The sequence below is a fragment of the Allobosea sp. RCC_152_1 genome (assembly GCF_041360765.1).
Lineage (GTDB): Bacteria > Pseudomonadota > Alphaproteobacteria > Rhizobiales > Beijerinckiaceae > Allobosea > Allobosea spartocytisi.
In genome coordinates, this window is the sequence record NZ_JBFUPU010000001.1 from 1,262,979 (window position 1) to 1,276,148 (window position 13,170).

The 13,170-nt window shown below is 66.7% G+C and carries 10 protein-coding genes; 5 read left to right on the forward strand and 5 right to left on the reverse strand.

What is annotated here, in order from left to right; all coding sequences use genetic code 11:
- Positions 1-32: 32 nt before the first annotated feature.
- Positions 33-914, forward strand: a complete 882-nt coding sequence (locus AB6806_RS05945) for a VOC family protein (protein ID WP_370954281.1) — start codon at positions 33-35, stop codon at positions 912-914.
- Between the two features lie 115 nt (positions 915-1,029).
- Here the strand turns inward: AB6806_RS05945 and mdoH are convergent, their stop codons facing one another.
- Both mdoH and AB6806_RS05955 read right to left on the reverse strand, forming a co-directional pair.
- Positions 1,030-3,216: a glucans biosynthesis glucosyltransferase MdoH gene (gene mdoH / locus AB6806_RS05950; protein ID WP_370954282.1), complete on the reverse strand. Its 2,187-nt coding sequence runs from the start codon at positions 3,214-3,216 to the stop codon at positions 1,030-1,032.
- Positions 3,204-4,751 carry an OpgD/OpgG family glucan biosynthesis protein gene (locus tag AB6806_RS05955; RefSeq protein WP_370954283.1) on the reverse strand — a complete coding sequence of 516 codons (1,548 nt, stop codon included), beginning with the start codon at positions 4,749-4,751 and terminating at the stop codon, positions 3,204-3,206. The genes mdoH and AB6806_RS05955 overlap by 13 nt, the downstream gene beginning before the upstream one ends.
- A gap of 310 nt (positions 4,752-5,061) precedes the next feature.
- On the opposite strand from AB6806_RS05955, the gene glmU reads away from it, so the two are divergent.
- Both glmU and glmS read left to right on the forward strand, forming a co-directional pair.
- Positions 5,062-6,429, forward strand: coding sequence for a bifunctional UDP-N-acetylglucosamine diphosphorylase/glucosamine-1-phosphate N-acetyltransferase GlmU (glmU, locus tag AB6806_RS05960; protein WP_370954314.1), 1,368 nt, complete (start codon positions 5,062-5,064; stop codon positions 6,427-6,429).
- A gap of 120 nt (positions 6,430-6,549) precedes the next feature.
- Entirely contained in the window at positions 6,550-8,376 is a 1,827-nt protein-coding gene (glmS, locus tag AB6806_RS05965; RefSeq protein WP_370954284.1) for a glutamine--fructose-6-phosphate transaminase (isomerizing), read from the forward strand.
- Between the two features lie 17 nt (positions 8,377-8,393).
- Here glmS and AB6806_RS05970 read toward each other — a convergent pair whose 3' ends face one another.
- Entirely contained in the window at positions 8,394-8,780 is a 387-nt protein-coding gene (locus AB6806_RS05970; RefSeq protein ID WP_318652288.1) for a YbaN family protein, read from the reverse strand.
- A gap of 189 nt (positions 8,781-8,969) precedes the next feature.
- On the opposite strand from AB6806_RS05970, the gene AB6806_RS05975 reads away from it, so the two are divergent.
- Positions 8,970-9,680, forward strand: a complete 711-nt coding sequence (locus AB6806_RS05975) for a DUF502 domain-containing protein (RefSeq protein WP_081925617.1) — start codon at positions 8,970-8,972, stop codon at positions 9,678-9,680.
- Here the strand turns inward: AB6806_RS05975 and AB6806_RS05980 are convergent, their stop codons facing one another.
- Complete coding sequence (locus tag AB6806_RS05980) at positions 9,681-10,514, reverse strand: AraC family transcriptional regulator (RefSeq protein ID WP_142020923.1); 834 nt, start codon at positions 10,512-10,514, stop codon at positions 9,681-9,683. It abuts the gene before it with no gap.
- Between the two features lie 70 nt (positions 10,515-10,584).
- Positions 10,585-12,684 carry an ATP-dependent DNA helicase RecG gene (gene recG / locus AB6806_RS05985; protein WP_142020924.1) on the reverse strand — a complete coding sequence of 700 codons (2,100 nt, stop codon included), beginning with the start codon at positions 12,682-12,684 and terminating at the stop codon, positions 10,585-10,587.
- Between the two features lie 172 nt (positions 12,685-12,856).
- On the opposite strand from recG, the gene AB6806_RS05990 reads away from it, so the two are divergent.
- Entirely contained in the window at positions 12,857-13,153 is a 297-nt protein-coding gene (locus AB6806_RS05990) for an FAD assembly factor SdhE (RefSeq protein ID WP_113252330.1), read from the forward strand.
- Positions 13,154-13,170 lie beyond the last annotated feature (17 nt).

Below are 13,170 nucleotides of genomic sequence, written 5' to 3' on the forward strand. Positions count from 1 at the left end.
CCGGCCCGATAAGCCTGCCGAAAGAGTCTGCCATGCCTGCATCAGCCTCCACGCCTCGCGGCCTCGACCATCTCGTCATCGGCGTCCGCGATCTCGACGCGGCGGGAGCCTTCTACGAAAAGCTCGGTTTCAGGGTCGGTGCGCGCAATCGCCACCCCTGGGGCACCGAGAATCGGATCGTCCAGTTTCCCGGCTCCTTCCTCGAACTGGTGACGATCGCCGATGCGGGCGCGATCCCGCCAGCCGGTGAGCGGACCTTCTCGTTCGGCGCCTTCGTGCGTGACGCCCTTGCGGGGCAGGGCGAGGGGCTCTCGATGCTGGTGCTGGAAAGCACGGACGCCAAGGCCGACGCCGCCGCCTTCAAGGCCGGCGGAATCGGCGATTACGAACCCTTCTTCTTCGAGCGGCAAGGCAAGCGGCCGGACGGGGCGACGGTCAGGGTCGCCTTCGAGCTCGCCTTCGCCGCCGATCAGAAGGCACCTGAATGCGGCTTCTTCGTCTGCCGGCAGCTCGAGCCGCAGAATTTCTGGAATCCGGCGTTCCAGCAGCATCCGAACGGCGCCACGGCATTGTCGTCCGCGGTGATGCTGGCCGAGGACCCGGCGGCGCACCGCGCCTTCCTCACCGCTTTCAGCGGCGGGGCCGAGGTGCTCGAAGGCAACGAGGATTACGTGCTGGCGCTGCCGCGCGGGCGCCTCGACGTGCTCGATCCCGAAACCGCGCAAGGCGCCTATCAGGTCGAGCCCGACACGACGCCGGCGCGCTTTCTCGGCTTCTGCGTCGCGGTGCCGGATCTGGACGCGGTGGCGGAGCGGCTGACGGCTGCGGAAATTCCGTTCATCCAGAACGAGGAGCGGCTCTTCGTGCAGGCGGAAGACGCCATGGGCTGCATGGTCGCCTTCGAGCCGGTCTGAACGGCTCAACGGAGAGCCACGACTTTCCGGCTGAAATCCCTCAGCCCTCGTCCTTCAAGACGTCGCTGACGCCGCTCCTTAGGATGAGGGTTGAAGGGGGTGCCGTGCCGACCTCTCAGGCCGCGTTCTCGGAGCGTTCCGCCGGCAATGATGCGAGCAGGCCGATCAGCGCGCGGTCATGCAGCACGACCATGCGCTCCTTGGGCTTCAGCCAGATCACGGCGTCATCGACCGTCTCCGCATCGACGAGCTTGGCCTGCGCCACCGCGCGCTCGGGGTCGATCTCGCCGCGTCGGCGCGGATGGCTGTCGGGCAGCATCAGCTCATGCGCATGCCGAAGCTCGGGATCGGCATGGATCGCTTTCAGCCCGTCGGCATCGTCGAAGCCGGCCTGGGCGAACTCGGTCTGCAATTCATTGGCGCGAAGGGCGACCGATGGCGGATCGCCTTCCTCCGGCGTCAGCAGGAGCCCGCGGCGCTTCAGCCAGAGCCCGATGCCGAGCTGGCCCGAAGCCCATGACAGTGGTATCGCCAGAACGAGACCGACGATTGTCGGCGACATCCAGGCAAAGAGCGCAGTCGCGATCATGAAGGCCGAGAGGCCCGTCACCACGCCGAGAACCGTATGAGTGCGATGCCGGCGGATGATGTCGTTGAGCGGGATCGAGCCATCGTCGCGACGCTGCGGATTCCAGCCGGTGTCGCGCCCGAGCAGGATCTGGAAGACCGAACCCGACTGGATCAGCATCATGATCGGCGCGAAGAAGGCCGAGAACAGCACCTCGATCAGCGAGGACAGGATCAGCCGGATGGCGCCGCCGCCGGCCCGGCGCAGCTTGTTGTTGAACAGCGTCAGCAGGAGGCCGAACAGCTTCGGCGCCAGCAGGATCGCCATGGTCAGCGCGAACAGCCGCAAGGCGCGCTCGGGGTCGAACCTCGGCCAGACCGGGAAGAGCGTGAATTCCTGCGTGAAGTACTCGGGCCGCGCGTAGTTGACCTGCAGCACGATCAGGATACCGACGACGAGCTGCATCAGCCAGAAGGGCGAGGCGAGATAGCCCATGATGCCGGTGGCGAAATGCTGCCGCGTCGGCAGGACGAAGCCCTTCGCGCCGATGATGCGCGAATGCTGGAGATTGCCCTGGCACCAGCGCCGGTCGCGCACGGAGATGTCGATCAGCGAGGGCGGGCTTTCCTCATAGGAGCCCGTCAGGTCCGGCAGCATGTAGACCGACCAGCCGGCGCGACGGATCAGCGCCGCCTCGACGAAATCGTGGCTGAGCACATGGCCGCCGAAGGGCGGCTTGCCCTTCAGATCCGGCAGGCCGCAATGCTCGGCGAAGGCGCGCGTCCTGATGATGGCGTTGTGGCCCCAGTAATTGCCGTCGCGGCCCGACCACATGGCGAGCCCGGTGGCGATGACCGGGCCGTAGACCCGCGCCGCGAACTGCTGGAGCCGCGCGAAGAAGGTGTTGCGGTTGATGATCAGCGGCAGCGACTGGATGATACCGGCGTCGGGATCGTTTTCCATCGCGGCGGCGAGGCGCACGATGCAGCTGCCGGTCATCAGGCTGTCGGCATCGAGCACGATCATCTGCTCGTAATGCCCACCCCAGCGCGTCACGAAATCGGCGATGTTGCCGGCTTTGCGGTGATGGTTCTTAGGCCGGTGGCGGTAATAGACCCGCGAATTCGGACCGAGCCGCTCGCGCAAAGCCAGGAAGGCGCGTTCCTCGGAGACCCAGATGTCGGGATTGGTCGTGTCGGAGACGATGAAATAATCGAAATGCTCGCCGAGCCCGGTCGCCTCGACGGATTCGCGGATCGCGGCGACCGCGGCGAAGGTCCGTGCCGAGGACTCGTTGTAGATCGGCATCACCACGACGGTGCGATGCTTCAGGCTTTCGGCCCGCTCGGCCCGTCCGACGCCGAACAGCACGCCGAAGAACCCGAGGAGCGCGCTGGTGAAGGCCAGCGCGATCCACGAGAAATTGATCGTGAACAGCAGGAGCAGGACGTACTGCAGCGAGGTCGTGCGGCTGACCGACACGACATGGTACATTTCCCAGGCGCCATAGGCCGTGAGCGCCAGCCCGCCGCCGAAGACGAAGAGGCGCTTCAGCCACGGCGTCTTCCAGTCGCGCGGAGCGGCCGGCTCGCGGCGGTCCGACGCCTTCCAGCTCCGGAAGGACTGCACGGGCATGACGAGACGGCTCTCCGGCGGCGTCGCCGGCTCGCGCGAGACGAGTGCGCGCATGTCGGTGCCCGCGGCGCTGGGGCGGGGCGCGGTTACCACGTCCATCGGTCCAACCAGGTTTCAGAGACGGCCTGACCGCCTGCTTGCAGGACGAGCCGCAGCTCGCAGAGATTGTCGTTGCCGGGGTCGACCTCGAAGCCGACGCGCATCTGCTTGCGTTCGGGATAAGGCCAGAGGCGGATGTTCTGGATCGAGCCCGGAGCGGTCGAGACCGCGGCGCGGATCGCGGCTACGGTTGCGGCATCGCCCAGCTTGCCCCCGGTGAACTCGAGCAGGAAGCGGCGGCGGCGGCCTTGCGAGCCCTTGCCCTGTCTCATCCGGGTTACGACGGCGAGGTCCGGGCGATCCGGCGGTTGCCAGCACCAGGCCTGCCGATAGCTCATCGAGACTTCGCTGCCCGCGGCCAATGGCTGCTTCGGCCGCCAGTACATGATGATGTTTCTGTTCGCCTCGGAATCGCTGGGAATCTCGATGAGCTGGATCGAGCCCGCGCCCCAGTCGCCGAGCGGCTCCATCCAGACGCTGGGCCTCAGCTCGAAGCGCTGATCATCGTCCTGGAAGGCGGCCGCGTCGCGCTCGCGCTGCATCAGCCCGAAGCCCTTGGGATTCTGGTCGACGAAGGAGGAAACCTGGAGATTGGCCGGGTTGTTGAGCGGCCGGTAGATCCACTCGCCCGAGCCCGACTGCATCTGTACGCCCGAAACCTCGTAGATCGCCGGGCGGATGTCGTCGAAGGTTCGCCGGCTCTGCGGGCCGGAGAGGAAAATGCCGGTCGCGCAGCCGAAGCCGACATGGTCGAGCGCCTGACGCGCGAACAGCGTCATCTCGACATCCATGAAGGTGACGTCGCCGGGCCGCAGGGTCATCCGCACCGCGCCGCTGACGCTCTCCGAATCGAGCAGGCCGTGAATGACCAGCGCGGCGGTGGCGGGGTTCGGTCGTTCGATCCAGAAGGCGCGGAAGAAGGGGATTTCCTCGCCGCGCTGCTCGCCGGGCCGCAGGATCAGGGCGCGCGCCATCGCGCCGAAATTCTGCCCGCGGGCGAGAGCGCGGAAGAAGGTGGCGCCCTGGAAGCTCGCGACCTCGAAGGGGCGTTCCAGCCCCGCCGAGATTCGCATGCCGGAAAACTGCAGATCGGCATTGTCCGGGGGTGGGGCGACCCGCCCATAGTCGAACTTGCTCCGGTCGAAGGCGACCCGGCGCACCATGTCGTCCTCGACGGTGAAAAGGCTGACCGGGTTCGCGAAGACGTAGCCGCGATGCAGGGGCTCGACGGTGAAGCCGCGATTCTCGCCGGCCCAGATCGCGGCAGCGGGCTGCATCCGGATGCCGGAATACTGGTCGAAGGGCAGCGTGGCGTAGCCCTCGGGCAGATCCGTCGCCGTGAGCGGTATTAGCGGTTTTTGCGCCAGCATGCGCGCGGCATCGACGACCAGCGAAGGGTCGAAGCGCTGCCCGTCGGCGAGGCTGGGAATGTTGAAGGCTGCGGCGCCTGTCTGAGTTTGGGCGGACGCGGAAGCAGCCAGCGACGCCAGCGCTACGCCGCCAGCGGCGGCTTCCAGAAATTGCCTGCGATTCAATGACTTCGCCATGTGGTCCAAACTACGCGGACGACGCCCTCGTCCTCCGCGCTTCTAGAGCATTTCCAAGGCCGGTGAAAAGCGGTAGCGAGCGGAAAAATCTCGCCGGCCATGCTTTTGACGGATGCGGTTGCCGGTCGGTCGGCGGGCTATGTGCCGTTGGTCATGAGAATGGCCCCTTTTTATCGTGCGATGACTTTGGCAAATGCTGCCTGGATCGGCTATCCACGCGGCCTGCAATGCCATCATGCGATGAAACGACCGCGGATATCGCGGCTCGCACAGACAGGAAACGAGAAACATGACCGAAATGCAGCCCACCCGGTCCTGTCTCGCCATTGTTCTGGCAGCCGGCGAGGGAACGCGCATGAAATCGCAGCGCCCGAAGGTGCTGCACGAGGTCGGCGGGCGATCCCTGCTCGGACATGCCCTCTCGGCGGTCGCCGAAGCCGGCGCCGAGGCAGCCGTGGTCGTGATCGGGCCGGACCGGTCGGAGGTCGGGCGCGAAGCCCAGCATTGGTTCCCGACGGCCGAGCTTGCGATCCAGCAGGAGCGGCGCGGCACCGCCCATGCCGTTCTGGCAGCACGCGAGAGCCTGCGCCGCGGCTATGACGACGTCATCGTCGCTTTCGGCGATACGCCCCTGGTGCTGCCCGAGACCTTCGCCGCGCTGCGCGCCGGCCTGGCCGCGGGCGCGGCCGTCGTCGTGCTCGGCTTCGAGGCGCAAGACCCGACCGGCTATGGCCGGCTCATTGAGCGGAATGGTGAGCTCGAGGCCATCGTCGAGCACAAGGACGCGACGGAGCAGCAGCGCGCGATCACGCTCTGCAACGCCGGGCTGATGGCATTGTCAGGCGCTCGCGCGCTGGAGATTCTCGAAGCGATCGGCGACGACAACGCCCAAGGCGAGTTCTACCTGACCGATGCCGTCGCGGTCGCCCGTTCGCGCGGGCTTTCCGCCACCGTGTTGCGCGCGCCGGAGAGCGAGGTCCACGGCGTCAACGACCGCGCTCAACTCGCTGTCGCCGAAGCCGAATTCCAGCGGCGCAAGCGCCTTGCCGTGATGGCGGAGGGAGCGACGCTGATCGCGCCCGAAACCGTCTTCTTCAGCTTCGACACGCAAGTCGGCCGCGATGTCCTGATCGAGCCCAACTGCTTCTTCGGCCCCGGAGTCAGCATCGCTGACGGCGCCGTGATCCATGCCTTCTCGCATTTCGAGGGCGCCGAGATCGGGCCCGCCGCCATGGTCGGCCCCTTCGCCCGCCTGCGTCCCGGCACGAAGCTCGCGGAAAAGGCCAAGGCCGGCAATTTCGTGGAGATCAAGGCCGCCGAGATCGGCGTCGGGGCCAAGGTCAACCATCTGACCTATATCGGCGATGCTTCGGTCGGCGCGGCAGCGAATATCGGCGCCGGCACGATCACCTGCAACTATGACGGCTTCCTCAAGTCCCGGACGACGATCGGCGCCGGCGCCTTCATCGGCTCCAATTCCGCGCTCGTCGCGCCCGTCACGATCGGCGACGGCGCCTATGTCGGCTCCGGCTCGGTCATTACCAATGATGTGGCTCCGGATGCGCTCGCCATCGGCCGCGGCCAGCAAGTGGAGAAGGCTGGCTGGGCCAAGAGGTTCCGGGAAGCGTCGCTCGCCCGCAAAGCGGCCAAGAAAGCGGCGGAATAGGTCGCGAATCGCGTCAAAGCGGCAAGTCGCCGTTCACAGTTCGTCATGCATAGTGATTGGGTCCGCGCGCGTTTCGCGGCTATGCGCTTTGCCTATAGCAATGGCTGAAGGGGATCGCCCATGTGCGGCATCGTCGGGATTCTGGGCAAGGAAGCAGTGGCGACGCAGGTCGTCGAAGCGCTCAGGCGGCTGGAGTATCGCGGCTACGATTCAGCGGGCGTCGCGACGCTCGAGGGCGGCCAGCTCACCCGCCGACGCGCCGAGGGCAAGCTCAAGAATCTCGAGATTCGCCTGTCGAACGAGCCGCTCGAAGGCTTGGTCGGCATCGGCCACACCCGCTGGGCGACCCACGGCAAGCCCAACGAGGTCAACGCCCACCCACACGCGACGTCGAAGCTCGCGGTGGTCCATAACGGCATCATCGAGAATTTCCGCGAATTACGCGCCGAGCTCCAGGCCGATGGCTATGTCTTCGAGACGGAGACCGACAGCGAAATCGTCGCGCATCTCGTCACCCGCGAGCTTGATCGCGGCAAGTCTCCGTCTGATGCGGTGGCTGCGAGCCTCCCGCTTCTGCATGGCGCTTTCGCGCTCGCCTTCCTGTTCCAGGGCGAGGAAGACCTGCTGATCGGCGCCCGCAAGGGCTCGCCGCTGGCGGTCGGCATCGGCGATGGCGAGATGTATCTCGGTTCGGATGCGCTGGCGCTCGCGCCCTTCACCAACCTCATCGCCTATCTGGAAGAGGGCGACTGGGTCGTGCTCCACCGCCGTGGCGCGACCTTCTACGACAAGAGCAACACGCAGGTGGAACGCCGCGCCCAGCGCGTCGCCGCCGGCGCCTTCCTGGTCGAGAAGGGCAATCACCGCCATTTCATGGCCAAGGAGATCTACGAGCAGCCGGAGGTCGTCGGCCACACGCTGACGCAGTATCTCGACATGGTTGCCGGCAAGGTGCGTCTGCCCTTCGGCGACAAGATCGACTGGAAGGGCCTCTCGCGACTGACGATCAGCGCCTGCGGCACCTCCTATTATGCCGGCCTCATTGCGAAATACTGGTTCGAGAAGCTGGCACGCCTGCCGGTCGAGATCGATGTCGCCTCGGAATTCCGCTACCGCGAGGCGCCGCTGCCGGAGCAGGGCCTGGCGCTGTTCATCTCGCAGTCCGGCGAAACCGCAGATACGCTCGCCGGGCTGCGCTACGCCCGCCAGAACGGGCAGGCCATTCTCTCGGTCGTCAACGTTCCGACCTCGACCATCGCGCGCGAAAGCGACGCGGTCGCGCAAACGCTCGCCGGCCCCGAGATCGGCGTCGCCTCGACCAAGGCATTCGTCTGCCAGCTTGCGGTTTTCGCCTCGCTCGCGCTCGCTGCAGCGCGGGCCCGCGGCACGCTCTCGGCCGAAGAGGAAGCTGTCCATGTGCAGCACCTGATCGCGCTGCCCGGCCTGATCGCCAAGGCGCTGGAGCTGGAGCCCGAGATCGAAAAGCTCGCCCGCGAGCTCTCCAAGGCCAAGGACGTGCTCTATCTCGGCCGCGGCACCAGCTTCCCGCTGGCGCTCGAAGGCGCGCTGAAGCTGAAGGAAATCAGCTACATCCACGCCGAAGGTTACGCGGCGGGCGAGCTCAAGCACGGGCCGATCGCGCTGATCGACTCGGATATGCCGGTCATCGTCGTCGCGCCTCACGATGCGCTCTTCGAGAAGACAGCCTCCAACATGCAGGAGGTCGCGGCGCGCGGCGGGCGCATCATCCTGATCACCGATGCCAAGGGCGCCGCCGAATGCGGCATCGAGCCCGAGGCGACGATCGTGATGCCGGATATGGACCCCACCTTCGCGCCGATCGTCTACGCCCTGCCGATCCAGATGATCGCCTATCAGACGGCGGTTTTCATGGGCAAGGACGTCGACCAGCCGCGCAATCTGGCGAAATCCGTCACGGTGGAGTGAGGGTGCGGCCGGGGCGCTCAGCGCTCCGGCCGGCTCGCCACATAGGCGCCGGAGGCGATCAGGCAGAGCGCCGTCGTCGCCAGCGCGATCGGCGGCGCCGAGGTCAGCGTCAGCAGCAGGAAGCTCGCCGCCATCGAGCCGCAGGCGAGGAGTTTCGCCCGCCGCGCGATGGCTCCCGTCTCGCGCCAGCGCAGCACATGCGGCCCGAGCTTCGGATGCCCGGTGAGCCAGGCCTCGAAGCGCGGCGATGAGCGCGAGAAGCACCAGGCCGCCAGGATCAGGAAGACGGTTCCGGGCATGACAGGCAAGACCAGCCCGATCGCGCCGAGCACCGTGAAGAGCCAGCCTGCGACGATCAGCACGGGCCGCGTCAGGCGGCGTGGCGGCTGATTGTCGTTCGGCACGGGCTCGATCCTTGCTTGCGGCCGGAAGGGCAGGTACTGGCGGATGCCGCCGTCTCGCCTATCATGTCATATCGCGGCACCGACCGGTGCCGGCAAGGCGACCGGAGAGCGCATCGTTGCCACAGCATTTTCAAGCGAAGTGGATGCCGGTTCGCGTGACGAAAATGCGAGAGGACAAAGAACGCGACCATGACCGCCGGCCCGCCTGATCCGCGCCTCGTCCTGCCGACCGAATTGACGCGCCCGACGCTGGGCACGCGCCTGCGCCGCTATTTCCTGACGGGGCTCGTCATCGCGGCGCCGCTCGCCATCACAGCTTCGGTGACCTGGTGGTTCATCAACTTCATCGACGGGCTGGTGAAGCCGCTCATTCCGAACTCCTACCTGCCCGATACCTATCTGCCGTATCCGATTCCCGGCTTCGGCCTCGTCATCGCGCTGGTCGGGCTGACGCTGCTCGGCTTCCTGACCGCCAATCTCGTCGGGCGCTCGCTGATCAGCGCCGGGGAATCGATCCTCGGCCGCATGCCGGTGGTTCGCGGCCTCTACAAGGGGGTCAAGCAGGTCTTCGAGACCATCTTCTCCCAGTCGGGCACCTCGTTCCGCAAGGTCGGCATGGTGCAGTTCCCGCAACCGGGCATGTGGTCGATCGTCTTCATCGCGCAGGAGGCGGCGCCCGAGATCGCCGACCGCCTGCCGGATGGCGACCAGCAGATCGGCGTCTTCCTGCCCTGCACGCCGAATCCGACGACAGGCTTCTTCTTCTACCTGCCCCGCCGCGAGATCGTGGAACTCTCGATCTCGATCGAGGACGGAGCCAAGCTCATCATGTCGGCCGGTCTGATCCAGCCGGGCGAGGCGGCGCCGAAGCTCGCGCCGCAGCCGGGCTCGATCGTCTGATCAGGGCTGAAGCGCCAGCCAGATCTCCAGCACGCCATTGCCTGTCGTCGGATCGAAACGCTGGTCCATGCGCTCCAGCGTCGGGCCGTCGGCGGGCTTGCGGCCGGATTTCGGCAGCCAGTCGCGCCAGATCGCCTCATAGGTCCGCTTGATCGCCGTGACATGGCCACGGTGCTCGAAGATCGCATAGGTCTGGGCCGGGACGCGGGTGCGGGCGAATTCCGCCGGCAGATTGTCGAAATCCGAAACCGCGACGCCGGCGATGTAATCGAAATTGCCGTTGTCGTCGCAATTATAGCTGACGCCATAGGTCGTGTAGCCGAGCTGGCCGGGAACGTGACCGATATGCGGGGCGAAGCGCTGCCAAAGCGCAGGAATGCCTTCGACCTTGCCGACGGAGAACGAGCCGCCGAGCCCGGCGATCAGCATGGGCTTGCCTTGTTCGATCCGGGGTTCGGGCAACGTGATGGATGTTTCTGCCTGCATGGGAAGGGGTTCCGAGAGACGGATGATGGAGAGATCGCGCCTCGCGCGCAGGGCCTCCGGCGTCATGCCGAACTGCTCGCGGAAGGCGCGGGTGAAGGCTTCGTGCGAGCCATAGCCCCAGCTCAGCGCGACCGAGAGGATATCGGGCGCGCCGTCAGCCAGTTGCCGCGCCGCTTCCGTCAATCGCCGCTCGCGCACATAGCGCATGACGGAGCGCCCGGTGGACGCCCCGAAGGCACGGCAGAGATGGAAGCGCGAGACGCCGCTGACCTCCGCGATCTCGTCGAGCGAAAGCTCGGAGGCGAAGCGGCTCTCGATGCACCAGATGGCTGTCTTGACCGGGTCCATGGTTCCTCCACGAAGCGGCCGAACACTGACGCGAGCGCAACCGGCCCGCTTGATCGGGATTGCTCCGGGCTCAGCCGGCCCTGAGCAAACGGATCGCGACGTCGCGCTCGAACAGATAGAGCAGCACCCGGATCGCCTGGCCGCGCGGCGTCTCCAGATGCGGGTCGCGTTCGATCAGGAGGCGTGCATCATCGCGCGCCGCCGCGAGCAGATCACCATCCGTTTCCGGCCGGGCGATGCGCCAGTCGGGCGAGCCGGATTGCTTCGTGCCGAGCACCTCGCCTTCGCCGCGCAGGCGCAGATCCTCTTCCGCAATACGGAAGCCGTCCTCGGTCTCGCGCATGATGGTGAGCCTGGCCTCGGCGATCGGCCCGAGCGGCCCCTTGTAGAGCAGCAGGCAGGTCGAGGCGGCTGAGCCGCGCCCGATCCGCCCGCGCAATTGATGGAGCTGGGCGAGGCCGAAGCGCTCGGCATGCTCGATCACCATCACGCTGGCATTGGGCACGTCGACGCCGACCTCGATCACTGTGGTCGAAACGAGGATGCGGGTCTGCCCGGCGACGAAGGCAGCCATGGCGGCGTCCTTCTCGCGGCCGGGCATCTGGCCGTGCAGCAGCCCGACCTTGTCGCCGAAGATCTCGCGCAGCGCCTCATAGCGCTCCTGCGCGGCAGCAACGTCGAGCGTGTCGGATTCCTGCACCAGCGGGCAGACCCAGTAGACCTGCTGGCCGTTCTCGACGGCGCGGCCGATGGCGCCGACGACCTCGTCGTAACGCTCCGAGGAGATGGCGCGGGTGACGATCGGCTTTCGGCCCGCCGGCTTCTCCGACAGGATGGAGATGTCCATGTCGCCGAACCAGGTCAGCGAGAGCGTGCGCGGGATCGGCGTCGCGGTCATCACCAGCACATCGACCGCCTCGCCCTTGGAGCCGAGCAGCAGGCGCTGATGCACGCCGAAGCGGTGCTGCTCGTCGACGACAGCCAAGGCGAGGTCATGGAAGGCGACGCCCTCCTGGAACAAGGCGTGGGTGCCGACGGCGATGTCGATGCTGCCATCCGCCAGCCCTTCGAGCACCTGCCGGCGGCCGGCGCCCTTCTCGCGTCCGGTCAGCAAGGCGAGCTTCAGCCCGGCTTGCTCCGCCAGCGGCGCCAGCCTCTCGGCATGCTGGCGAGCGAGGATCTCGGTCGGTGCCATCAGCACCGATTGCCGGCCGGCTTCGGCGGCGGCAGCCATCGCCATCAATGCCACCACGGTCTTGCCGGAACCGACATCGCCTTGCAGCAACCGCAGCATCCGCTCGGGCTTCGCCATATCGCCATGGATATCCGCGATCGCCTTCCGCTGGCCCTCCGTCAATTCGAAGGGCAGGGCGGACTGGATGCGGAAGCGCAAGCCGCCATCGCCCGTGGTGGCGCGACCGGCGATCTTCTTCTGCTGGCGGCGCACCAAAGCGAGCGCGATCTGGCTCGCCAGCAATTCGTCATAGCCGATGCGCCGACGCGCGACGGTATCGCCCTCGGCGGCCTTGCGGTCGACAGGGTGATGCAGGGCTTCAATCGCTGCATGGAAGGAGGGAAAATCGCTTTTGGCCAGGAAGCCGGAATCCTGCCATTCCGGCATGTCGGGGCAGCGCTCGGCCGCCGCCTGCGCGATGCGCATCATGACGCGCGCGCCGATACCTTCCGTCAGCGGATAGACCGGCTCGAAGGCCGGCAGCGTCGCAGCGAGCTTGGGATCGAGGATGCGCTCGGGATGGACCATCTGGCGCATGCCTTCCCAGAGTTCGAGCTTGCCCGAGATGATGCGGTAGGCTCCAACCGGCAGAGTCTGGGCGAGATGGCGTGAATCGGCGTGGAAGAAGACGAGCGTGACGTCGCCGGTCTCGTCCTCGACGATGATCCGATAGGGCGCCTTCTTGCCGGCCGGGGCAGGGCGGTGCTCGCTGACGCGGGCCGCAAAGGTCGCGATATCGCCGATCGGGGCTTCGGCAATCGAAGGGCTCGGCCGGCGGTCGACCGCGCCGGTCGGCAGATGGAACAGGAGGTCGATGACGCGCGCAGGCCTTGTCTCGTCGCCGAGGAAGCGGTCCAGAACCTTGCCGAGCTTCGGCCCGACGCCGGAGAGCGTCGTGGCGGAAGCGAAGAGCGGATCGAGGATCGAAGGGCGCAAGACGTCTCAGCGATATGTCAGGAGCGCGAAGATCGCGGCCGCTTGGCCGCTGACTTCGCCGGGTTGGGTCGTTATATAACGCGCTAAGGCAGGCTCCGCGACGGGGCCGGCCCGTTCGTCATTGCGCCATCCCCCAGGTTTTCGGACCTGATCTTTTCTTGCCGAGGTTCCCATGTCCGGCTCGACCCGTTCCAGCGCCGATCTCGACCCGCGCCGCCGCAAGATCCTGTTCCGCGCCTGGCATCGCGGCATGCGCGAGACGGACCTGATCATGGGCCGCTTCGCCGACGAGGCGATCGCCGGCTTCAGCGAGGCGGAGCTCGACGAGTTCGAGCGGCTGATCGAGGTGCAGGATCGCGACCTACTCGGCTGGATCACCGGCGAGATCGCCGTGCCGGAAAACTACGACACGGAACTGTACCGGCGGCTGAAGGCGTTTCACCACCACGACAAGCCGATTCATGTGTGAGCACCGATGAAGTGTGC